Annotated in this window: 23 protein-coding genes and 1 pseudogene; 21 read left to right on the forward strand and 3 right to left on the reverse strand. The window is 42.6% G+C overall.

Going from position 1 to position 20,684, the window contains the following annotated elements; translation table 11 throughout:
* The first annotated feature begins 56 nt into the window (after window positions 1–56).
* From ACZ42F_RS08535 to ACZ42F_RS08575, 9 genes and pseudogenes are all read left to right on the forward strand, one after another.
* Window positions 57–815 carry a motility protein A gene (locus ACZ42F_RS08535; RefSeq protein WP_029966800.1) on the forward strand — a complete coding sequence of 253 codons (759 nt, stop codon included), beginning with the start codon at window positions 57–59 and terminating at the stop codon, window positions 813–815.
* On the forward strand, window positions 802–1,128 hold the full coding sequence (locus ACZ42F_RS08540; protein ID WP_464278661.1) for a flagellar motor protein MotB: 327 nt from the start codon (window positions 802–804) through the stop codon (window positions 1,126–1,128). The genes ACZ42F_RS08535 and ACZ42F_RS08540 overlap by 14 nt, the downstream gene beginning before the upstream one ends.
* 5 nt (window positions 1,129–1,133) lie before the next feature.
* Window positions 1,134–1,532 (forward strand): OmpA/MotB family protein, encoded by a 399-nt coding sequence (locus ACZ42F_RS08545; protein ID WP_464278662.1) that lies wholly within the window; start codon window positions 1,134–1,136, stop codon window positions 1,530–1,532.
* Between the two features lie 13 nt (window positions 1,533–1,545).
* On the forward strand, window positions 1,546–1,950 hold the full coding sequence (locus ACZ42F_RS08550) for a PilZ domain-containing protein (RefSeq protein WP_029966793.1): 405 nt from the start codon (window positions 1,546–1,548) through the stop codon (window positions 1,948–1,950).
* The gene (locus ACZ42F_RS08555; protein WP_464278663.1) at window positions 1,937–3,343 is read left to right on the forward strand and encodes an ATP-binding protein; all 1,407 of its coding nucleotides are present in this window, start codon (window positions 1,937–1,939) and stop codon (window positions 3,341–3,343) included. The genes ACZ42F_RS08550 and ACZ42F_RS08555 overlap by 14 nt, the downstream gene beginning before the upstream one ends.
* A 34-nt stretch (window positions 3,344–3,377) precedes the next feature.
* A pseudogene (locus ACZ42F_RS08560) lies at window positions 3,378–5,617 on the forward strand (carboxyl transferase domain-containing protein).
* Window positions 5,618–5,632: 15 nt separating this feature from the next.
* A complete protein-coding gene (locus ACZ42F_RS08565) occupies window positions 5,633–6,283 on the forward strand; it encodes a biotin attachment protein (RefSeq protein ID WP_464278664.1) in 651 nt (216 codons plus the stop codon).
* 1 nt (window position 6,284) lies between these two features.
* Entirely contained in the window at window positions 6,285–6,629 is a 345-nt protein-coding gene (locus tag ACZ42F_RS08570; protein WP_029966783.1) for a hypothetical protein, read from the forward strand.
* 74 nt (window positions 6,630–6,703) lie between these two features.
* Entirely contained in the window at window positions 6,704–7,153 is a 450-nt protein-coding gene (locus ACZ42F_RS08575; protein ID WP_464278665.1) for a single-stranded DNA-binding protein, read from the forward strand.
* Here the strand turns inward: ACZ42F_RS08575 and ACZ42F_RS08580 are convergent, their stop codons facing one another.
* On the reverse strand, window positions 7,154–8,800 hold the full coding sequence (locus ACZ42F_RS08580; RefSeq protein ID WP_464278666.1) for a ribonuclease J: 1,647 nt from the start codon (window positions 8,798–8,800) through the stop codon (window positions 7,154–7,156).
* A gap of 161 nt (window positions 8,801–8,961) precedes the next feature.
* Window positions 8,962–11,022: an elongation factor G gene (gene fusA, locus ACZ42F_RS08585; protein ID WP_029966775.1), complete on the reverse strand. Its 2,061-nt coding sequence runs from the start codon at window positions 11,020–11,022 to the stop codon at window positions 8,962–8,964.
* Between the two features lie 158 nt (window positions 11,023–11,180).
* Here fusA and ACZ42F_RS08590 point away from each other — a divergent pair, with 158 nt between their 5' ends.
* Genes ACZ42F_RS08590 through ACZ42F_RS08600 form a run of 3 tightly spaced genes read left to right on the forward strand, consistent with a single transcriptional unit; the run spans window position 11,181 to window position 13,082 of the window.
* Window positions 11,181–11,555, forward strand: coding sequence for a ParB N-terminal domain-containing protein (locus ACZ42F_RS08590; protein ID WP_464278667.1), 375 nt, complete (start codon window positions 11,181–11,183; stop codon window positions 11,553–11,555).
* A gap of 2 nt (window positions 11,556–11,557) precedes the next feature.
* Window positions 11,558–12,118 (forward strand): hypothetical protein, encoded by a 561-nt coding sequence (locus tag ACZ42F_RS08595; protein ID WP_464278668.1) that lies wholly within the window; start codon window positions 11,558–11,560, stop codon window positions 12,116–12,118.
* Complete coding sequence (locus ACZ42F_RS08600; RefSeq protein WP_464278669.1) at window positions 12,111–13,082, forward strand: SPL family radical SAM protein; 972 nt, start codon at window positions 12,111–12,113, stop codon at window positions 13,080–13,082. Before ACZ42F_RS08595 ends, ACZ42F_RS08600 begins: the two co-directional genes overlap by 8 nt.
* 92 nt (window positions 13,083–13,174) lie before the next feature.
* Here the strand turns inward: ACZ42F_RS08600 and ACZ42F_RS08605 are convergent, their stop codons facing one another.
* Window positions 13,175–13,681, reverse strand: coding sequence for a hypothetical protein (locus ACZ42F_RS08605; RefSeq protein WP_464278670.1), 507 nt, complete (start codon window positions 13,679–13,681; stop codon window positions 13,175–13,177).
* A gap of 96 nt (window positions 13,682–13,777) precedes the next feature.
* Between ACZ42F_RS08605 and ACZ42F_RS08610 the strand changes: the two genes are divergently transcribed.
* From ACZ42F_RS08610 to ACZ42F_RS08650, 9 genes are all read left to right on the forward strand, one after another.
* Window positions 13,778–14,011, forward strand: a complete 234-nt coding sequence (locus tag ACZ42F_RS08610; protein WP_464278671.1) for a hypothetical protein — start codon at window positions 13,778–13,780, stop codon at window positions 14,009–14,011.
* A 77-nt stretch (window positions 14,012–14,088) separates the two neighbouring features.
* Complete coding sequence (locus ACZ42F_RS08615; protein ID WP_464280237.1) at window positions 14,089–15,036, forward strand: 3-phosphoshikimate 1-carboxyvinyltransferase; 948 nt, start codon at window positions 14,089–14,091, stop codon at window positions 15,034–15,036.
* 11 nt (window positions 15,037–15,047) lie between these two features.
* Window positions 15,048–15,371 (forward strand): hypothetical protein, encoded by a 324-nt coding sequence (locus ACZ42F_RS08620; protein ID WP_464278672.1) that lies wholly within the window; start codon window positions 15,048–15,050, stop codon window positions 15,369–15,371.
* The gene (locus tag ACZ42F_RS08625; protein ID WP_029966764.1) at window positions 15,331–15,585 is read left to right on the forward strand and encodes a hypothetical protein; all 255 of its coding nucleotides are present in this window, start codon (window positions 15,331–15,333) and stop codon (window positions 15,583–15,585) included. Before ACZ42F_RS08620 ends, ACZ42F_RS08625 begins: the two co-directional genes overlap by 41 nt.
* A gap of 9 nt (window positions 15,586–15,594) precedes the next feature.
* On the forward strand, window positions 15,595–16,986 hold the full coding sequence (locus ACZ42F_RS08630; protein ID WP_464278673.1) for a PAS domain-containing protein: 1,392 nt from the start codon (window positions 15,595–15,597) through the stop codon (window positions 16,984–16,986).
* Window positions 16,976–18,895 carry an aconitate hydratase gene (locus tag ACZ42F_RS08635; RefSeq protein ID WP_464278674.1) on the forward strand — a complete coding sequence of 640 codons (1,920 nt, stop codon included), beginning with the start codon at window positions 16,976–16,978 and terminating at the stop codon, window positions 18,893–18,895. Before ACZ42F_RS08630 ends, ACZ42F_RS08635 begins: the two co-directional genes overlap by 11 nt.
* A gap of 15 nt (window positions 18,896–18,910) precedes the next feature.
* Complete coding sequence (locus ACZ42F_RS08640; protein WP_464278675.1) at window positions 18,911–19,324, forward strand: SurA N-terminal domain-containing protein; 414 nt, start codon at window positions 18,911–18,913, stop codon at window positions 19,322–19,324.
* Window positions 19,325–19,380: 56 nt separating this feature from the next.
* Window positions 19,381–19,797: a hypothetical protein gene (locus tag ACZ42F_RS08645; RefSeq protein WP_464278676.1), complete on the forward strand. Its 417-nt coding sequence runs from the start codon at window positions 19,381–19,383 to the stop codon at window positions 19,795–19,797.
* A complete protein-coding gene (locus ACZ42F_RS08650; RefSeq protein ID WP_464280238.1) occupies window positions 19,791–20,681 on the forward strand; it encodes a peptidylprolyl isomerase in 891 nt (296 codons plus the stop codon). Before ACZ42F_RS08645 ends, ACZ42F_RS08650 begins: the two co-directional genes overlap by 7 nt.
* The last annotated feature ends 3 nt before the right edge of the window (window positions 20,682–20,684 follow it).

Consider the following 20,684-nt stretch of genomic DNA (forward strand, 5'->3'; position numbering starts at 1 on the left):
ATTTTTTTATTGTTTGGCTCTAGGTAAACCTTAATTTTTGATTTTAAAGGGAAGTTATGGACATTGCAACTTTTTTTGGCATTATCGTAGGTTTTTCCCTGGTCATTGGAGCTATTTTTTTAGGGGGAGCAGTTGATATCTTTATCAACATTCCAGGACTGATGATTGTCCTGGGCGGTACCTTTGCTTCTACTTGCGTCAACTTTCCCCTTTCTGACGTGTTCAAAGCCATTAAAGCAGCCTTTTACATCTTTACCCGACGCAAAATCACTTCCAACCAGGTGGTAAACACCATGGTACGCATAGCTGAGATAAGCAGAAAAGAAGGACTGCTTGCCCTAGAACACGTGGAAACAGAAAACAAGGTGCTCAAAAAAGCCTGTCAGCTTATAGCAGACAATGCAGACCCCTTTTTAATCACAGAAACCCTTCGCATTGAAATCTCCTCTTTAAAAAGCAGGCACGCTATTATTCAAGATGTATTTAAGAAAATGGGCGCTTATGCCCCTGCCTTTGGGATGATTGGGACCTTAATTGGTCTGGTCCAGATGCTAACCAAGCTGGAAGACCCTGCCAGCATTGGGCCAGCCATGGCTGTAGCTATTTTAACCACCTTTTATGGAGCTTTGCTTTCCAATTTACTCTTTTTGCCCATTGCAGGCAAACTCAAAAGCAGAAGTTTAGAAGAAATTTTGCATCTGGAAATCATTTTCCAGGGAGCCAAAAGTATTTTGGAAAACAACAACCCCACTTTTGTTTATGAAAAGCTTTCCTCCTTTGTAGCCCCAGGAGAAAGAAAAGATGCTCGAAGATGATTTTTTACAAATAGAAGAAGAAAAAGAAGAAGAGGCAACCTGGCTGGTCACTTTTGCTGACCTGACCATGCTGCTCCTGGTGTTTTTTATTCTCCTTTTCTCCATGTCCAACTTAAACCAGGAGACCTTTAAGGAGACCTTATTTTCTGTAAAGCAAGCCCTGGGGCAGGCTAAAAAGGGCATTTTGAGTGTCACTCTGGGGCAGGAAGGCCCTGGAGTGTCTGTAACTGAAATCAAGCGCTATCGGGAAATGATTGAAGGCCAAAAAAGGTCTTTTCAGACCTGCAGTACTTTTACACAGAAAAAGGCCTAGAAGGATTGGTAGGAGCTTACCTGGAATCAGGTAAAATTATCCTGCGCCTGCCTGCAGAAGTACTTTTTGAATCTGGCCAGGTGGAATTAACTCCTGCAGGGAAAAAGGCCCTGCAGGAGTTAAAGGATTTTTTTATTATGCACCCGGATCAAAAGATAAATATCATTGGCTATACTGATGATACTCCCCCCAGGCCTGGAGGAAGGTTTAAAGACAACTGGGAAATTTCTGCCCTGAGGGCCATCAATGTCTTGCGTTATCTTCTAAGCTTGGGCATAGAGCCAGAACGCCTTACTGCTACTGGTTTTGCGGATTTAAACCCCTTATATCCCAACAATAGCCCGGATAATCGGGCCAGAAATAGAAGGGTGGAGTTTGTTTTAGAAAAAATTATAACCCCCTAAAAGAGTGTAAATTATGGATGAATTTTTAGATGATTTTGAAATCAAATATGAAAGTAAAACTCCCAGAAAAGCTTATAGAGTGGCCTTAGACAATCTGCAGGTCCAGTTGGGGACAAAGCTTTTTAAGGCTAGAGATATTAGTGCAGCAGGAATATCCTTTTATTATTCTCCGGCTGAAGAGAGTTTTCAAAAGGGAGATATCCTGGAGATAGAAATAATTTATAATGAAAAAAAACTCTTAAAACTCAATGCTACTGTAGTGCGCATACGGGATGAATACATTGCTTGCGCTTTTGAAGATATCTCTTTAAGAGAAGAGCGCTTATTGGATAAGCTCATCCTGGAAGCTCAAAAGGAAGAAATAGAATTAAAAAAACTTGCTGAAAAGGAGTCCTCAGAAGACCATGAAAAAGCATAAAATTCTTGTAGCCAATAGAGGAGAAATTGCCCTCAGAATCATGCAGGCCTGTCTTAACCTGGGACATGATTTTGTAGCTGTGTACACAGAAGAAGACAAAGAGTCCTTGCACTGTAGATTTGCCCAGGAAAAGGGAGGAGAAAAAAGCCTGTTTAAAATTAGTTCCTATCAGGACGCCAATGAGATCTTGGCTGTAGCTGATTATAGCCAGGCCACAGCTATCCATCCTGGCTATGGTTTTTTTGCTGAAGACTATCGTTTTGCTCGCAGGGTGGTTACCAGGTCCAAGCCACTTATTTTTATTGGGCCCAACTGGAAAATCATCAAAGAACTGGGAGACAAAATTCAGACCAAAAGGCTGGCCAGAAAACTGGATGTCCCCACTGTGCCAGGTTCAGACCGTCCCATTTACGATGAACTGGAAGCAGAAGAACTGGCACGAGACCTCTTTATTTTCCAAAAAGAGCAGGGAATAGAGCATCCAGTCATCCTGATTAAAGCCTCTGCAGGCGGTGGAGGCATGGGCATTGAGGAAGTGGGAGATATGGACCGCTTCCGCAGCGTCTTAAGGCGGCTTAGAAACTATGCCCAACGCCAGTTTGGCAATGATGGGGTTTTGATTGAACAAAGAGTGTTTGACTTTAACCATCTGGAAGTGCAGATTGTAGCTGACCGCCACGGCCAGGTGGTCCATTTTGGCACCAGAAACTGCACCATTCAAAGTACAGGCAGACAAAAACGCATAGAAGTTGCCCCTGGTTTTTACCCCAAAACCATCAATTATGCCTTTGACGCCCAGAAGGTACTCCAGGATATCGTAAAATACTCTTTGCGCATTGCCAGAGAAGTAAAATACGACAACGTGGGCACCTGGGAATGGATTGTCAGCCCCACTGGTCAACCCTTTTTAATGGAAGTAAATACCAGAATTCAGGTGGAAAATGGAGTCTCAGCTATTATTTCCAGGGTTAAAGGCCAGGAAGTAAACCTCATAGAAGAACAAATCCGTTTAGGTCTGGGAGAAAAGCTAAACTATTCCCAGAAAGACATTTCTTTTCAGGGAGTAGGCATTGAGTATAGAATTATTGCCGAATCTCCAGAGGAGAACTTTACTCCCTGGGTAGGCACTATTACTCGCTTTAGCTATCCCAATTATCCCTGGCTCCAGGTCTTTAGCCATGTGCCTCAGGATAAACCCTATGAAATCCCCACTGACTTTGACCCCAACCTGGCCCTGGCCATTGTCTGGGGCAAAGACCTGGAAGAAGCCAAAAGGCATGGCTTAAAGTTTTTAGAAGAGGTGGTTTTGGAAGGCGAAAACAAAAAGGGAGAAAAGTTAAAATCCAATTTAAACTTCCTCAAAGCCAAAACTTCCGAAATTTTAGTCTTCTAAAAAACTCCTAAAAAAATAAAAAAGAGAGAGGCATATGTTGTTATTAGATATAGAAAAAGAACTACAGTTTTTAGAAGAAAAGCTTACTTACATTAAAGACATTTTTGCCCATAAACAAAATGAAAATATTCTTCTGCTGGAAAGCAAGTTAAAAGATTTTAAAAATTCTTATAAAAACATCAACCTGGAAGAAGCCAAACGCAAACTAAACTCTTTAAAAGACCTCTTTACTTTTCTGGAAAACAAGCTGGATCGCCAACTAACCCCCATGGACAAAGTACGCATTGTGCGCCACCCCCAACGCATTTGCCTTAAAGACATCCTGGAAAATGTGTATGACAATTACACAGAAATCGGTGGTCAAGACGAGTATAGCATAGACCCTTCCATGCTCATTGCCAGAGCCTATATTACCCGTAAGGTAGGGAAAAAATCTACAACCAGCCAGTTATGGTTATAGGCCAGGAAAAAGGGCATGGAGAAGAATTTAGAAACGGTGGCTCAGTAAAGCCCTGGGGTAATGCCAAGGCCTTACAATACATGAAAGTAGCAGAAAGGGAAAACATCCCCATTCATACCTATGTCTTTACTCCCGGAGCTTATCCCATTGAAGACTATCCTGGGGCAGCCCAGCAAATTGCCCGCAACCTCTATGAAATGGCCGGGCTAAAGGTGCCTATCATTGCTGTCTTTTCTGAAGGCGGTTCTGGAGGGGCAGAAGCCATTGCCCTGGCAGATATGCGCCTTATGCTTTCCCATGGCTATTATTCAGTCATTTCCCCGGAAGGGGCCGCAGCTATTGAAGGTAGGATCAGGGGTAAAGAAAAAGCCAGTCCAGAACTCATTGAACAGTGTGCTTCCCAACTCAAAATGACTGCTGATGATAACCTGGTCATGGGTTATATAGACAGAATCATCAAAGAGCCACCCTTGGGAGCAAGGCCAGAACACTTTGATTTCTTTAAACAACTTAGAAATGAAGTCATTAAAGCCACAGATGAAGTGGTCTTACGGGTCAGAGGTATTAGCCTTTTTCGTTACCTGGTCTTAAGAAAGCTAAAAAATCCAGAGATTTATGTGCGCTGGGCCCTGGGAGCCAAGGCCAAGGAAAGGCTGCTGGAAAATCGTTATCGTAAATTCCGAAAAATGAGCCAACACGCCTATATTGATGGTCGCAACAACCTGACCAAAATCAAAGACAAAAGTGAAGAACTTTTCTGGGCAGGCTATAGTTTACTCCACTACGATATTTTACGCAGGCATAAACAGGTGGTTTCGCAACTAACAGAAGATATCAAAGGAGAAATCCATGTTCTTTTAAATAGAGCTAAAACTTCCTATCACAAGTTTATGTGCAGATTTTCCTGGTTTCATAAACGCAAGGCCAATGTCTGCCAATTACTGTCTCTTTCTGACTGGGATGGCCACAAACAAGAAACCACTCCCTACCTAAGCCCCCAGGCCAAGGTGGATAAAACCATTACCTGTCCCAATGCTTCTAAAGAAGGTTGCCTGGACCTCTGGGCCCCAGACCTCTTTGGCGAAATGGCTGGAGTGTGTAGTTATTGCGGCCACCACTTCCCCATGGAGCACGAATGGTATCTTTACAATGTCTTTGATGCTCACTCCTTGCGAGAATTTAACCAGGATATAGAAGCTACCAATCCCCTGGATTTTGCCAACTTTTCTCATAAACTGGAAACTGCTAAAAAGAAAACTGGCCAAAAAAGCGCCTGCTTGACCTTTGAAGGCAAAATTAAGGGCATAGAAGTGGTGGTGGCTGTGCTTACGGCCAAGTTTAGAGGAGGCACCGTGGGTGCAGCAGAAGGCGAAAAGTTTATCCGTGCCGTGGAAAAGGCCAGGCTCAAACATCGCCCCTTTATCGCTTATGTTCACGGCACCGCAGGTATTAGAATCCAAGAAGGCACCAATGGAGTTATCCAGATGCCCCGTTGCACCCTGGCCATACGCAATTACTTAGAAGCAGGCGGCCTTTATATTGTGGTTTATGACACCAATTCCTATGCTGGTCCTGTGGCCAGCTTTTTGGGCTGTTCGCCCTATCAGTTTGCCATTCGCTCTTCTAATATTGGCTTTGCAGGTCCTGGAGTAATCAAAGAAACCACAGGCCTGGAAATTCCTCCAGACTATCACAAAGCTTATCACGCCCTGAGCAGGGGCCATATTCAAGGTATCTGGGACAGAAGACAGATGCGGGCCAATCTCTACCAGGCCTTACTTACCATGGGAGGAAGATATCTCTATTATCGTTAACCTGAAGGAGCAAATATGAAGACAAGCAATATTAAAGAGTTGCTAGATAAAATAAAGGAAAATCCTTACAAGACCATTGTGGTAAAAACCCCTCATTGTGGCACCATTGAGTTTGTCGTGGGAGAAGGAGAAGAAGTAAAGGGACCCAGGGGCAAGTACAAGGAGCAACCTGGTACCCTTCTGGCCTACCTTACCAGAGAAAACAACCAAAAACCCCTCTATGCCCAGGAAAGGGGCATTATCTCCAAAATATACCCCTTTCAAAAGGGAGATTTTGTAGAAGCCAATACTCCTATCCTGGAGATTAAACACTATTTAACCAAAGAAGAGGTCCAGGAACTCATTCTTAAGGAAACCCTTTATCTTTTCCGGGCCCCAGAAAAGGGAAAGTATTATTTTGTCCCGGAAATAGATAAACGCATCAAAGCCAAGGGTTGTCAAAAGGTAAAACTACACCCTGGAGAGGAAGTACTCATCTTGAGCAGAATGAAAAGAGAAACCTTTTTACCCTATGAAGGACCAGAAGGGATTATTTATCACCTCTATTTTAAGCCAGGCCAGAGTCTTAATGCTGAAGACATTCTCTTTGGTGTCTGTCCGCCAGAAGACCTGGAAAGTATTAAAGAAGTGGTGCTCAAGGTAAAAAGCGAGTGGGAGGAAAAATAGCTTGGGAAGAGTACTACAAATAAGAGTCAGCGCTTATACCTTTGACCCTTCAGAGGTGGAAAAAAATTGGCCACATCTCTTTGAAGTAGTTTTTGCTCAAGATCAAAAAGTAAGTAATCCTGGAGTAAGAGAACTTCTTAAGCGTTTAAAAGAAAAAGTGCTTTTTGAAGATTTGGATCCCCGAATAGCAGCCTTTTTAGAGCCTCAAGTCAAGGAACTGGAATCCTGGCAAAAAAAATTAGATACAGCTCTAGCCAACTGGGAACCTCAAAAAGCCAATGAAATTTCTTACCTTTTAGAAGAAAAGTTAGACCAGATAGAACAAAAGCTAAAGGAAATTCTTTAAGAAACTGGCCTTTGCTTTTTTTAATTTTCTTGGCTAAGAAAATATTACTTTGTTTTTCAAGGAGGAACCTAAAAATGGCTGCAAGTCTAAATAAAGTGTTTTTAATCGGCAGGTTGGGACAGGACCCCAAACTTGCCTACACCACTTCAGGCATGCCTGTGGTTAACTTCTCTGTGGCCACAGATGAAGGCTACACAGATAAAAGCGGCAATAAAGTGGAAAAGACTGAATGGCACAGAGTGGTAGTTTTCAACAAACAGGCCGAGTTTTGTGCCAATTATCTAAGCAAGGGAAGATTGATCTTGGTAGAAGGACGGTTGCAAACCAGACAATGGCAGGATCAGCAGGGGCAAAATCGCTATACTACAGAAATAATCGCTTCTCGTATCCAGGCCTTAGATCCCAAAGGAGTAACAGAAAGCACACCTGATTCCCAACCCAAAGCAGAAGTTTTACCTGAAGAAGAAGATCTTGGCCCCACTTTTCCTTCAGAAGTAGCCAATCTGGATGATACGCCTTTTTAATTAAAGGGAAAGCACAATGGGAATGGTGATGGGGTCTCGGCCCAACACCTTTTTAAAAAACTTGCGCAAAACAGAGCGAATGCGCTCTTCCATCTTTTTGGGCTCATGCGGGGGGGTATTTTCATAAATATCCAGGATAATGCACTTGGCATCCTCTAAAATATGGGCAAAGTGTTGCTCAAAGACAAATCCTTTAGAAATGACTTCCGGACCATAAACAAGCTCTCCTGTGGCCTTTTCCAAAATAAGCAGACAAATCACCAGACCTTCCCCGGCTAAAATCTGTCTTTCCTTAAGCACTGTTTGCCCCACATCGCCAACACCCTTGCCATCCACATAAATGGCCTCTAAATCCAGCTTGTCCCCTGGACTAATCCCCTTTTCATCTAAAATAAGACTCTGCCCGTCTTCTAGCACTATGGCCTTTTCTGCAGCTACTCCTTCCTCCCTGGCCAATCTCGCATGCTTAACCAGATGTCTATATTCACCATGAATGGGAATGAAATATTCTGGCTTAACCAGCCTAATCATCTCCCGCAACTCTTCTTGATGGGCATGGCCAGAAGCATGAATGGCCCCTACCTTTTCATAGACCACTTCTGCTCCCAGGCGATAAAGGTCATTAATCACTCTCGTAATGGCCCTGGTATTGCCAGGGATAAAGCGGGAAGACATAATCACCAGATCACCTGGATGAACCTTTAATTGTTTATGCTCTTCTTTAGCCAGGCGAGTTAAAGCAGATAAAGGCTCTCCTTGAGAACCAGTAAGTAAAAATAAAACCTTATTTTCAGGAAGGGTAACAGCTTCTTCTAATGGAATATAAGTATCTTCGCCAAAATTCAAAAACCCCTGCTCTCTGGCCAGGTCTATGTTTACAAACAAACTTCGTCCACTCACAGCCACTTTACGACCAAACTCTTCTGCTAAATCAAAAACTTCCTGGATGCGCTGAATGTGACTCGAAAACAAAGTAATTAAAACTCTTCCCCTGGAGCAGGCAATCAGTTCTCTTAAACTGGCTTTTACTTCTTTTTCAGTCAAGGCCCTACCTTCTCGTTCCACATTGGTGGAATCAGAAAGCAAGAGTTTTACCCCGTCCCGGGCAAACTCTTGAATGGCCCTGGTGTCTGTAAATTGATTGTCTAAAGGATTTAAATCAATTTTAAAATCCCCAGTATGAAAAATTTTACCCACTGGAGTCTCAATACCCAAAGAAAATCCTTCAATAATAGAATGGCAAACCGGAATAAAGGTAAAAGAAAAGTCTTTTATTTTCAGTCTATCATAACGCTTTACTTCTTTTAGGCGGACATAGTTTAGCAAGTTAAATTCAGTAAGTTTATTTTCCAGAATTTTTAAAGTAAATCCAGAACCATAAACAGGAGCATCTACATAAGGCAAAAGCCAGGGAAGTGCTCCTAAGTGATCTTCATGTCCATGGGTAAGGATAATGGCCTGTAATTTGTCTTTTTTGTCCAGCACATAATTAAGACAGGGAATAACCACATCAATGCCAAAGAGATAATCGTCTGGAAACATCAAGCCACAATCTATCAAAACCAGAGAATCATCGGTTTCCAGGGCCAAACAGTTAAGCCCTATTTCACCCAGACCACCTAAGGGAATAAGTTTTACTTTTTTCATTTCAGCCCTAAAATCTTCTTAAAATCAAAGGTGTTAATTTAAACCAAGGTGAAGTTAGCATAACCTAAAACACCCCAAAGGACAAGCTAAATAAACAAAAAAGGGTCTCTTTTTTTGTAAAGAGACCCTTTTTAACTACAGACAAAAGATAAAACCAGTTTTTAAGCTTCTTCGCCTTTGCTCTCCGCAATAACCTTTTCTGCTATCTGACTGGGCACTTCTTCATAGTGGTCAAACTCCATTGTATAGGTTCCCTGGCCACTGGTCATGGCTGTTAGGCTCTGGGCATAGGTAAGCATTTCAGCCATGGGTACCTGGGCCTTTACTTCTGTGATGCCATTTTGAGAATCAGAGCCCAGCACCTTTCCTCTACGGCTGGAAATATCACCAATTACATCGCCCATATATTCATCTGGAATGTAAACAGTAACATTCATAATCGGCTCTAACAGCACAGGTTTACACTTTTCCACTGCCTTTTTAAAGGCCATGGAGCCTGCAATCTTAAAAGCCATTTCAGAAGAGTCCACACTGTGATAGGAGCCATCGTATAAGGTAACCTTAAAGTCCACCACTGGATAACCAGCCAACACACCCTTTTTAGCTGCCTCTTGAATACCAGCGTCTACTGCAGGGATGTACTGCTTAGGAATAACCCCGCCAACAATGGCATCCACAAATTCGTATCCGCCACCTCTGGGTAGGGGCTCCAGACGAATCCAACAATCACCATACTGGCCACGACCACCAGTTTGTTTTTTGTACTTACCCTGGACTTCAGCTTTACCTTTAATGGTCTCTCTATAGGGAATTTTAGGAGTTTTAAGCACAATGCCCACTTTATACCTTCTTTTTACCTTTTCCACAGTGGTTTCAATGTGTAGTTGCCCCATACCAGCTAAGAGCATATCTCCTGTTTCTTCATTGCGGGTAAGCTCCAGGGTAATATCTTCATCCAAAAGTTTTTGCACAGAGGCAAAAACCTTGTCCTCTTCTCCTTGTTTTTCTGCAGCCAGGGCATAAGAAATAATACAGGGAGAAACTTCTGGTTTTTTCAATTTAAAGGGGCTTTTTTCATCACAAAGGGTGTCCCCTGTGGAAGTATCTTTTAACTTGGCTACAGCTACAATAGCTCCTGGCCCCACTTCATCTTTTACAGGCACCTGTTTTTTCCCTTCAAAGGTCAAGAGTTGGCCCAGCTTTTCTTTACTATCCTTGTTCACATTGAGCACAGTCAAATCAGAGCTAAGTTTACCAGAGAGCACGCGCATTACACTGAGCTGTCCAGTAAAAGGGTCCACTATGGTTTTAAAGACAAAGGCAGCTAAGGGCTCTTCTTCTGAAGACTTGCGCTCACTACCATCTTCTCCTTCAAAAGGAGCGTGCTCTAAAGGAGAAGGCAAAAGCCAATTTATGGTATCCAGGAGAATATTGCCGCCTTTGTTCACCAGGGCAGCTCCCACAGTAACTGGAAAAAGCTCTCGGTTTAAAATACCTTTTCTCAGACCAGTTAAAAGCTCTTCCTTGCTTAATTCTCCTTCTTCCAGATACTTTTCCATAAGAGCTTCATCGCTTTCAGCAATATCTTCGATCAATCCCATTCTTAATTCTTCTACCTGGTCAGCAAGCTCAGCAGAAATATCGCCCTTTTTTACCTTGCCATCTTCTTCAAAAAACAGGGCCTTTTGTTCCAGCACATCCACCACGCCCTTAAAATCTGCTTCAGCCCCTATGGGCAAAAACAAAGGCACAGCCTTAATCCCCAAAATAGAGCTCAAACCCTCTAAGGCCTGTTCAAAATTGGCCCGCTCTCTATCCATTTTGTTAATAAAAATAAGGGCTGGCAAGTGGGCCTTTTCCACTTCCATCCACATCTTTTTGGTTAAAGGCTTTACTCCATCAATGGCGTCCAGCACAAACACAACCCCATCCACGCCTTTGAGTAAATACTGAATATCACCGTTAAAATTGCCATCACCAGGGATATCTACCAAAAAATGGTCACTTTTTTGCCAGGAAAAATGGGCAAAACCAGGCTGAATACTTCCTCTTCTCTTAATCTCTTCAGGTTCATAATCCAGACAGGTGGTACCTTCTTCAATCTTACCCAAACGAGAAATCACCTTTGCTTGAAACAAAAGCATTTCGGCCAGAGAAGTTTTTCCACAACCACCATGGCCTACCAAAGCATAAGTCCGTTGTTTTTCTAATTTTTCCCGCATCAATTAGCCCCCTTTAGCAAATCTTTTTATTGCCTTGTTCAGGCTTTCTTCCTAAAAGCAGACAAATTACTTTTTTCACATATTATCTTTTAAGAGATTTTCGTCTATAGGAAGATAAAAGAAAAGATGTCAAGTAAAGGGATATGAGGGAAGCAGTTATGAAGGAGCCCAAAAGCCTAAAAATCCTTTCTCCTGAGGAGATAATTATAGATAATCCTTGGATTTTTTGGAAAGAACAAGGAGAAAAAAAATTTCTGCAGAACTTAAAAAAAATGGGGCAGCTAGAACCTGTCCTGGTCATCTGGCAAAAAGAAAATTACTTTTTAGTGCATGGCTATAAGCGAGTCCAGGCCCTCAAAAAATTAGGGAAAAAGGTCCTGGCCCTGGAAATAGAAAAAACTTCGCCCAAAACCCTGGGGCTTATCTATTTTTTACTCAATGCAGAAAAGCGCAGTGAGTACCATCTGGTAAAGGCCCTGCGCTTTTTTCTACTGCTGACTCTACTCTGGCTAAGGAAGAATGGGCGCTTTTAGGCTTGAACCCTAAATCTCCCTTTTGGGACCATCTCCACTTCTGGCTTACTCTCCCTGAATACTGGGATGATTTGCTTCTGCAGGGACATCTGGAAATAAGCCAGGTGCCCTGGTTGAGCCAGTTTAGTACAGAAGAGCTGGAATTCTTTTATCCCTTCTGGCAAAGGATAAAATGGACCAAAAGCAATCTCCGCACCTTGCTTACCTTAAGTCTGGAACTAAAGGCCAAGGGCCTCTTGGGAGCCCAGCTTAAACAAGAACTAACCCTTTTTTTAGAAAAAAAACTTTCTCCTCAAGACTTACAAACCAGCCTGCTTCAGCACTTGCGAAAGCTACGCTATCCTACCCTGACCCTGGCTCAGGAAAAGTTAGCCAGGTATCTTACAGAAATAAGTAAGGGAAGTGGCTGGAAAATCCAGCATCCCTACCACCTGGAAACACCAGGTTTAATCCTGCAAACCCAGGTAAACAATGCTGAAGAGTTAAACCAGGCCATCCAGGAACTCAAAGACATTCAAAAACAAAACCCCTGGCGCAAATGGGAGGACTTTTTACATGCCTAACCCTTCTCTTCCTGCCTATTTGCAAGCCATAAAAAAGTTTTTTATTGACCCAGAATTACCTTCAGATAACCCCATAGTGCAAAGGGTAAAAAAAACCTTACCCACAGCCACCTTGCTAAAGGGCCAGGACCCCAAAAACCTTTCTTCCTCTGAACCAGTACTGCTTTTAAAAAAATTCAAGGGAAAGTTCCTGCGTTTTTGCCCGGGCACCAGGTTTTACAACTGTTGTGGCTATAAAATAATCCACTTTGGAGAAAACTGTCCTTTAGATTGCTCTTACTGCATCTTACAGGCCTATTTTCAGGACAAAATCCTCAAAATCTGGGGAAATATTGAAGACCTTTTTTTAGAACTGGACAAGACCTTAAAAGCCAACCCTAAGATGCGCTATCGCACAGGCACAGGAGAATTTACCGACTCCCTGGTCCTGGAGCCTCTAACAGGCTATGCCCATAAGCTCCTTGCCTTTTTACAAGACTATCCCAACATAAAGATTGAGCTAAAAAGCAAAGTGGTGGACTTAAGCTGGGCCAAAAATTTAAAAAGAATAGACCACGTGCTTCCTGCCTGGTCTCTAAATAGTCCTAAGATAGTGGACGCAGAAGAAAAGTTAAGCGCTTCTTTAGAGGAAAGACTCAAAGCAGCCCAAACCTGTGTGCAATGGGGAACCAAGGTAGCCCTGCACTTTGACCCCCTTATTTACTATCCTGGCTGGGAAAAAGGCTATCAACGCATTGTGGAGATGATTTTCGACTACTTACAGGCCAAAGATATTGCCTACTTAAGCCTGGGCTCCTTTCGGGGCATGCCAGACCTTTTTCAAAAAATCGCCCAAAACCATCCCCAAAGTAAGTACATCTACGAGGAATATGTGCCAGGCCTGGATGGTAAGCTGCGTCTCTTTTTACCCCTCAGGCTCAAGCTGTTTTCTTTTCTAATTAAGGCCCTGAAAAAGGTGGGTTAGACCGCCAGATTTACTATTGTATGGAATCCAATATGGTCTGGGAAAAGACTTTGGGTTATACTCCAGCCAGGTTAGGTGGCCTGGACAAGCACCTAGAAAACCTGGCCTTTGCTTAAACGGGGACAATCTTCCTGCAGCCTGCAGACCTCACAACCTCCCTTATAGGGAAAATAGGTAAACACTGCATATTTATGACTCAGGGTGCCATTTTTCTTTATTTCCAGGCCTGTAGAAGCAATTTTGCGTCTAATTTCTTTATTTACCTTGGGAAAAGGAGCGCAACCCAGCTGGGCCAGCTGAGGCACAAACTCTTTTACGCCTGCCATGAGCATGGTCTTGGCCAGAGTATCCAGATACAGGGCTTCACTGGGACTACTTAACCACACACCTTCTATTTCCCTTTCTACTTCCTGGTCTAAAAAAACAGCTAAAAAACCTCTGGGCTCTCCCAGGGTATAGGCCTTAAAGTACTTAAACCACTTTTGCCAATAGGTAGTAATTTTACCCACTTCGCCTGGTTCTAAGGTGTCATAGCCACTAATTTGTAAATAAAAGGAAAGATCAATGGTTAAAAGCACGCCTTTTTTCTTTAATTCCAAAAGCTAACCTCCTCTCTTGACCCTCTTTAAATTCTACTTGCCCCGCAAAGCTTTTAATAGTAGAAAAAAATAAATTTGTTTGTCTAGGATATTTTTATGTCAGAAAAAAAATACTCTCTATCCCTAAATGAAGAACTCTATCAAACGGAAAAAAATCTTCTCAAACTTATCCAGAAACGGACGCGTTTACTTAGCAAAATAGCCAAAAATCGTTTCGAACAGGGCAAAAGTCCAGTAGATACCCTGGTGGAAAAAACTTCTGGGACATCTGGAAAAGTAGTTTACAGGGAGAAAATCAACGCTTTTTTCGCCAGATCTTTTCCATTTTAAACAATACCAGTTATCTCAAAGCTGAGACCAAACAATTTGACAAACCCTTTTGCCTCTATCCACCCAGCAGTAAGGAGATAGATTTTCACACCGAGGCCCCTTTATCCAATTTTCAGGCCCGATTAAGTCTTATTTTAGCTACCCTTTCCACTACTGAAACCCATATCTCCCCCTTTCCCATAAATGACCCTCTAGTAGAACTAATCAAGGCTCTCAATCAAATGGGTGGAAGGGTTTCCTGGCAGGAAAACTCTTTGCACGTAGGTCCAGCAGACCTTTATTTTGAAGGTAAATCCATCTTTTTGGGAGAAGACGAATTTAACTTTTACCTCTTGCTTTCTTTATGCCTGACTCAAGCTGGTAGCTGCAAGTTAAATGGTGCTTCCAAGCTAAAAATGCTAAACCTAAAAGAATTGCAGGACTTTTTACCCACCCTGGGAGCCAGATTGACCTCCATTGAACCGCAAAGCTACAACTTGCCTGCCAGGCTAGAGTGTAGTGGGCATCTACCTTCAGAAGTAGTTCTTCCAGAAAGTATAAGCGAATACCTAGGTATTGGCCTTATCCTGGCCAGTTTTCTCAGGCAAAGGCCCTTAAAGCTTACCTGGAGCAAACCCTTTAGCAAACTAAAAGAGCTGGAAAAATTGGCCAGGGATTGGAATCTTTCCTTAAGCATAGAGGAAGATACTATCCTAGTTCAGCCCCAGGAGATTAAAAGCCCTGCAAACTTTAAAATTGAGGCTGACCCGGTACTTTCCAGTTATGTTTTGGTCCTGCCCCACTTTTTAGGGGGTAAGCTTCAACTTACAGGCCTCTGGCCTGCCTATTCCCTAGAAGCTCAAAGGGCACAAAAGATTTTTCAGGAAATAAATTTAGACTTTGATTCAGAAAACTTTCTGGCTCAAAAAAATAGGGAATTTTTAAAGGAACTTTCCCTGGATGTGGACCAGGCAGAGGATTTCTTACCTCTGGCCACAGCTCTGGTGCTTTCCTGTGAAAAGGAGGCATTATCTATCACAATCTAAAGGGAGAGCCATTGGAATCTGCTCAAGAGTTGCTTTCCTTTCTGGGCTTAAAATACCATCTCCATCCAGAATATCTGGAAATTGAAAATTCTCAACTCAAATTTCAAAAACACAATGACAAGGTCTGGACCAGCCCTTCGCCCTTCTGGACCTTAAGTTATGCCTTAATTTCCTTTAAGTTCAAGGGCATCTGCCTTTCCAACCCAGGGATTATTACCCAAATCTGGCCTCGTTTCTGGAAACTTTTTCAAAGTTTACCCCTGGGGAAAATAGAAACCAAAGAAGAGGTAAAGAATGACAACCAGACCACCAAAAGACGAATCCGTATCCGCTGAGATAGAAAAACTTACTCAAGAAATTTTAAACCTGGAAAAGGAAATTAAAGAATGTGAACAAAAGATTCGACAATTACGCGACCAAGAAGACCCCAGTAAAAATCTATTTTTCCCCCAAGAAATCTTTAATCTCCAGCAAAAAAAACTGATGCTAAAAACCGAAGTGGAAATCAGGCGTAAAAAGATAAACCGTCTTACCTTTACTGATTTTTAATCCCTAGCCATGCTTGGAAACTTTGCCCTAATTGGTCCCAGCAAAAAATTACTTAGCTTCATTAGAGCCTACCTGCGCTACCAGGAAGCCACCAAACCCATGGGTAATCTGGTAGCTTTAACTATAACCGATAGTAAACTGCTTAGCGTGGATTTTCCCCAATACTTTTCCTGGGAAGAAATGCTGAGCAAACACAATCTAAACAGTGTGCTCAATCTGGAAACTGACCCTGAGTTTTCCCTTCAGTTACGCAAAAAACTTCCTCCTACTATTCAACTTAGTGAAAATTCCCCTTCCTTTGCCTACCTTTCTCTCTATCTGGCTAAAAATCTCTATCAACAAAAAATTAGCCAAAAAGAATCTTTTTTAAGCCAAATCCTGGAAAACAGCCCTTTTGCTACCATTGTTTTTAACCGTAAAGGTGAAGTAATCTATTGGAACAAGGCCTGTGAAGAGCTTACAGGAGTAACCAGAAATAAAGTCCTGGGTAAAAGTAAGGTGGGTTTTGCCTTTTATGAACAGGAAAAACTCCTCCTGGGACAAAATGTTTTAAAATACAACCTGGAGACCTTAAAGCAAATTTACCAGGAACAGGACCCTTCTGCTTCCTTTAATGTCTTAAACAACGGAGTAGCTATTTCTGGTTTTTGGAATCTTAAGGGAAAAATAAAAGGTTTTTATCAGGTAATAGCAGTTAAGTTATCCCAGGGGAAAAAGATTTTAGGCTCTCTGGAAATAATTCACAACATCAGCAATATTTATGAACTGCGCTCTCAGGTAAGGGAATATCAAGAAGTCTTAGAAAGTTTACTCAATAATTTACCCTATCCCTTACTCTACTCCCTGAAAGATGGAAGAATTATTTACATCAACCAGGCAGCAAAAGAGCTTTTTAAGTCTCAACTTACCTCCACAGACTCCTTACACATAGCCAACTTCCTGGACTTATCTCCAATGGCATTAGAGCCAGGCAATTCTTCTTTTGAAGTAGAAATCAGTGAAGACCTCTGGGAAGTTATTAACATATCTTTAAAAGAAAAGGGCATGCTCTGGCTTTTTCGCAACTTAAGTGAAGAAGAAAGCAAAAATAAATTAAAACTGGTATTATCTGTGGCCGGCGCCATAAGCCATGAACTCTCCCAGCCTTTAACCGCAGTGGTCAATGCTGCTCAGCTTTTGGCCAAGAGTGATCCCAGAAATTTAGACCGTATCAAAAGACACCAGGAAATCATCTCCAAAGAAGGAGAAAAACTTTTCCAGATTTATACCAAATTGCGCAACATAGAAAAAGTAAACCTGTTACCCTATATCCAGAACGAACAAATTTTAGACCTAAAGGGAGGCAGTGAAGATTTTTTAAACCAAATTTTAGACCATAAAGGAGATAAAAGTGGGGCTTAGTATAGCACAAAAAATTATTAAACAACATTTAGTTAAAGGCGACCTAATACCTGGAGAGGAAATTGAGATAAAAATCGACCAGACCCTTACCCAGGATGCCACAGGTACCATGGCCTATCTGCAATTTGAAGCCATTGGTTTAAAAAAGGTGCAAACCGAACTTTCAGTAAGTTATGTGGACCACAATACCCTGCAAATGGGTTTCCGCAACCCTGATGACCATCAATACCTGCGCACTGTGGCTGCCAAATATGGCCTTGTCTTTTCTCCTCCTGGTACAGGCATCTGCCACCAACTCCACTTGGAAAATTTTGCCTGCCCAGGCAAAACCCTTATAGGTTCGGATAGTCACACTCCCACAGCCGGAGGCATTGGCTCTTTGGCCATGGGAGCAGGCGGTCTTTCTGTAGCTCTGGCCATGGCTGGCGAACCTTATACCCTTACCATGCCTAAAATTGTCAAAATTTACCTTAAAAACCAACTCCAGGGTTTTGCCTCAGCCAAGGATATCATCCTTTATCTTTTACAAAAATTTAGTGTCAAAGGTGGAGTGGGCAAAATCTTTGAATACACAGGGCCTGGAGTAAAAACTCTTTCTGTGCCAGAAAGGGCTACCATTACCAACATGGGCGCAGAACTGGGCTTAACCACCTCTATTTTCCCTTCGGATGAAAACACTTTGGCCTTTTTAAAGGCCATGGGCAGGGAAAAGGATTTCATCCCTCTGGAAGCAGACCCAGATGCCAGCTATGACCAGGAAGTGGAAATAGACCTGGCCCAGATTGAACCCTTAATTGCTACTCCCCATATGCCAGATAAAGTCAAAGCTGTTAGTGAACTGGCTGGCACCAAAGTAAACCAGGTAGCCATTGGTTCCTGTACCAATTCCTCCTATCTGGATTTAAAAAGCGTGGCCCTTATTTTAAAGGGCAAAAAAATCCATCCAGAAGTGGATGTACTCATTTCTCCTGGTTCCAAACAGGTTTTAAAGATGCTCATGGACGAAGATTTGCTCTGGCCCCTTTTGGACGCTGGAGTAAGGCTTCTGGAATGCACCTGTGGGCCCTGTATTGGCATGGGCGGCTCTCCCACTTCTGGGGGGATAAGTGTACGCACCTTTAACCGCAATTTTGAGGGTCGCAGTGGCACTCAGGATGCCAGGGTCTATCTGGCCAGTCCCATTACTGCAGCCTTTGCAGCCTTAAAGGGAGAATTAACTGACCCTGCTACCTGGGAACCACCTTTGCCAGCACTCAAACTGCCAGAAAAGTTTCCTTCCATAAGACACCTGTTTATTTTTCCTCCAGAAGATAATTCCAGGGTGGAAATATTACGGGGGCCCAATATCGTGCCCCTACCCCAATTTGACCCTCTGCCTGAAGAAATCTCTTTGCCTGTGCTCATAAAAGTGGGAGACAACATTACCACTGACCACATCTTGCCCGGCGGGGCAGAGGTCACAGCCTTGCGCTCCAACATCCCAGCTATTAGCGAATACATCTTTTCCAGGGTGGACAAGGAGTTCGTAAAAAGGGCTAAAAAACATAACCAGGGCATAATCGTAGGGGGTGAAAATTATGGCCAAGGCTCCAGCCGGGAACACGCAGCCCTGGGACCCAGGTATCTGGGAGTACGGGTGGTTTTGGCCAAATCCTTTGCTCGTATCCACCGAGCCAATCTTATAAACTTTGGCATACTGCCTCTTATCTTTAAAAACAAGCAAGACTACGAACTCTTAAAGGAAGAAGAACTTCTCCACTTTGACTTTAAAGACCTAAATCCTGGCGGAAGTTTAAAAATAAAAGGAAAAGAACACCTGTTGGAAGTGGAAAACGACCTTACAGCCAAAGAACTGGAAATTATTCGGGCTGGAGGACTATTGAACCTGGTCAAGAACAAACGAGCTTAAATAAAGGAGTGTTAAATGCTAGATAAAATGAGAAGTAATGCTCAGTCCTGGGGTATTAAAGTTCTTTTTGGCCTCATTATCATTGTCTTTGTCTTTTGGGGAGTGGGTAGCTTCCAAAGTAGACAGGCTTCTATTGTAGCAGAAGTAAATAACCAGCCCTTATCTTTGCAGGAGTTTACCTCTGCCTATGAAAGGACTGTGCAAAAATTAAGGCAACAAAATCCCAACTTAAGTGCTGAAAGCCTTCAACAACTGAAGGTCAAAGAACAGGTCCTAAATCAGCTTATCAATGCTGAACTGTTAAGGCAAAAGGCTCAGGAACTGGGCATAGAAGTTACCCTGCCTGAGTTAAGTCAGGCTATTCGCTCCATTCCCTTTTTCAAAACGAACAAAAACAATTTGACCCCAACCGTTACCAGCAAATCTTAAGGCAAAACAATCTTACTCCAGCTCAGTTTGAGGAAGATTTTAAGCACAACCTACTCATGGAAAAGGTAGAAAAGCTGGTTACCCTGCCCAGCAGGGTCAGTGCAGAAGAAGTTTTTGATGCCTATCAATTTGCCCTGGAAAAAGTCCAGATAGCCTATCTCAAGTTTAACTGGCAGGACTTTCTAAAGGAAGTCAAAGTGCCAGAAGAAGAGGTTAAAAAATATTATACAGACAATCAAAAGGAATTTATGCAGCCAGAAAAGATTAAGCTGGCTTACTTAGCCATTACTCCGCAAAAACTAGCGCCTTTACAAGAAGTAAGTGAACAGGAAATAGAAAACTACTATAAAACCCACAAAAACAACTTTTTTGAACCAGAAAAGGTAAAGGCCAGGCACATTCTGGTAAAACTTTCTCCAGAGGCCTCAGACCAGGAAAAAAAGAAGCTGAGAAAAAGATTGCCGATATTTTAAGTAAGCTCAAAAAAGGGGAAGATTTTGCTAAACTGGCTAAAAAATACTCAGAAGGCCCCAGTGCCTCTAGAGGTGGAGAGCTTGGTTGGTTTGGCAAAGGCGAAATGATTAAGCCCTTTGAAGATGAAGCCTTTAAACTGAAAAAAGGCGAAATTGGCGGTCCTGTGCAAACTCAATTTGGTTTACACTTAATTCAAGTGGAAGACAAAAAGGCCGCGGGCTACCTTTCTCTGGAAGAAAGTAAGGATGCCATTAAGAAAATTCTGGCCCAGGAAAAGGCCTATGCCAAGATTCAAGACCTATTAGATACTGCGCTTACCAGGGTAAATGCAGGCGAAAGCCTGGATAAGGTAGCTGAAAGTATTGGCTTAAAGGTAGAGACCACCCCTCTTTTCTCCCGGCAAAACCTTCCAGAAGGGTTGCAAGGCCTTAATCCCAAGGATATCCAGGCTCTTTTTGACCTGCCCTTACAAGAAACCACCAAAACTCCTCTGACTTTAAGAGAAGGATATCTTTTGGCTCAAAAAATAGAAGCTATCTCTCCTGCGCCTCTACCCTTTGAACAGGCCCAGGACATTATTCTTTCCAAACTCTCCCTGCAAAAGGCCAGGGAAAAGGCTCTAGCTAAGGCCACTGCCACCTTAAAAGAAATCCTGGAAAACAAAGCAACTCCAGAAACTACCCTATCTAAGCCCTTTGGCAGACAGGGTTTTATTCCTGAACTGGGCTTTAATGAAGAGCTGGCCAAACTGGCCCTGGAACTAAAAGATGGTGTGTGGATAGATAAACCCTTAGAAATAGGACAGGCCTATGTCTTGGCCAAGCCAGTTAAACACATCCTGCCCACAAAAGAAGACTTTGAAAAGAAAAGGATAAATGGTTAAAAA

The sequence above is a fragment of the Desulfonauticus autotrophicus genome (assembly GCF_055381725.1).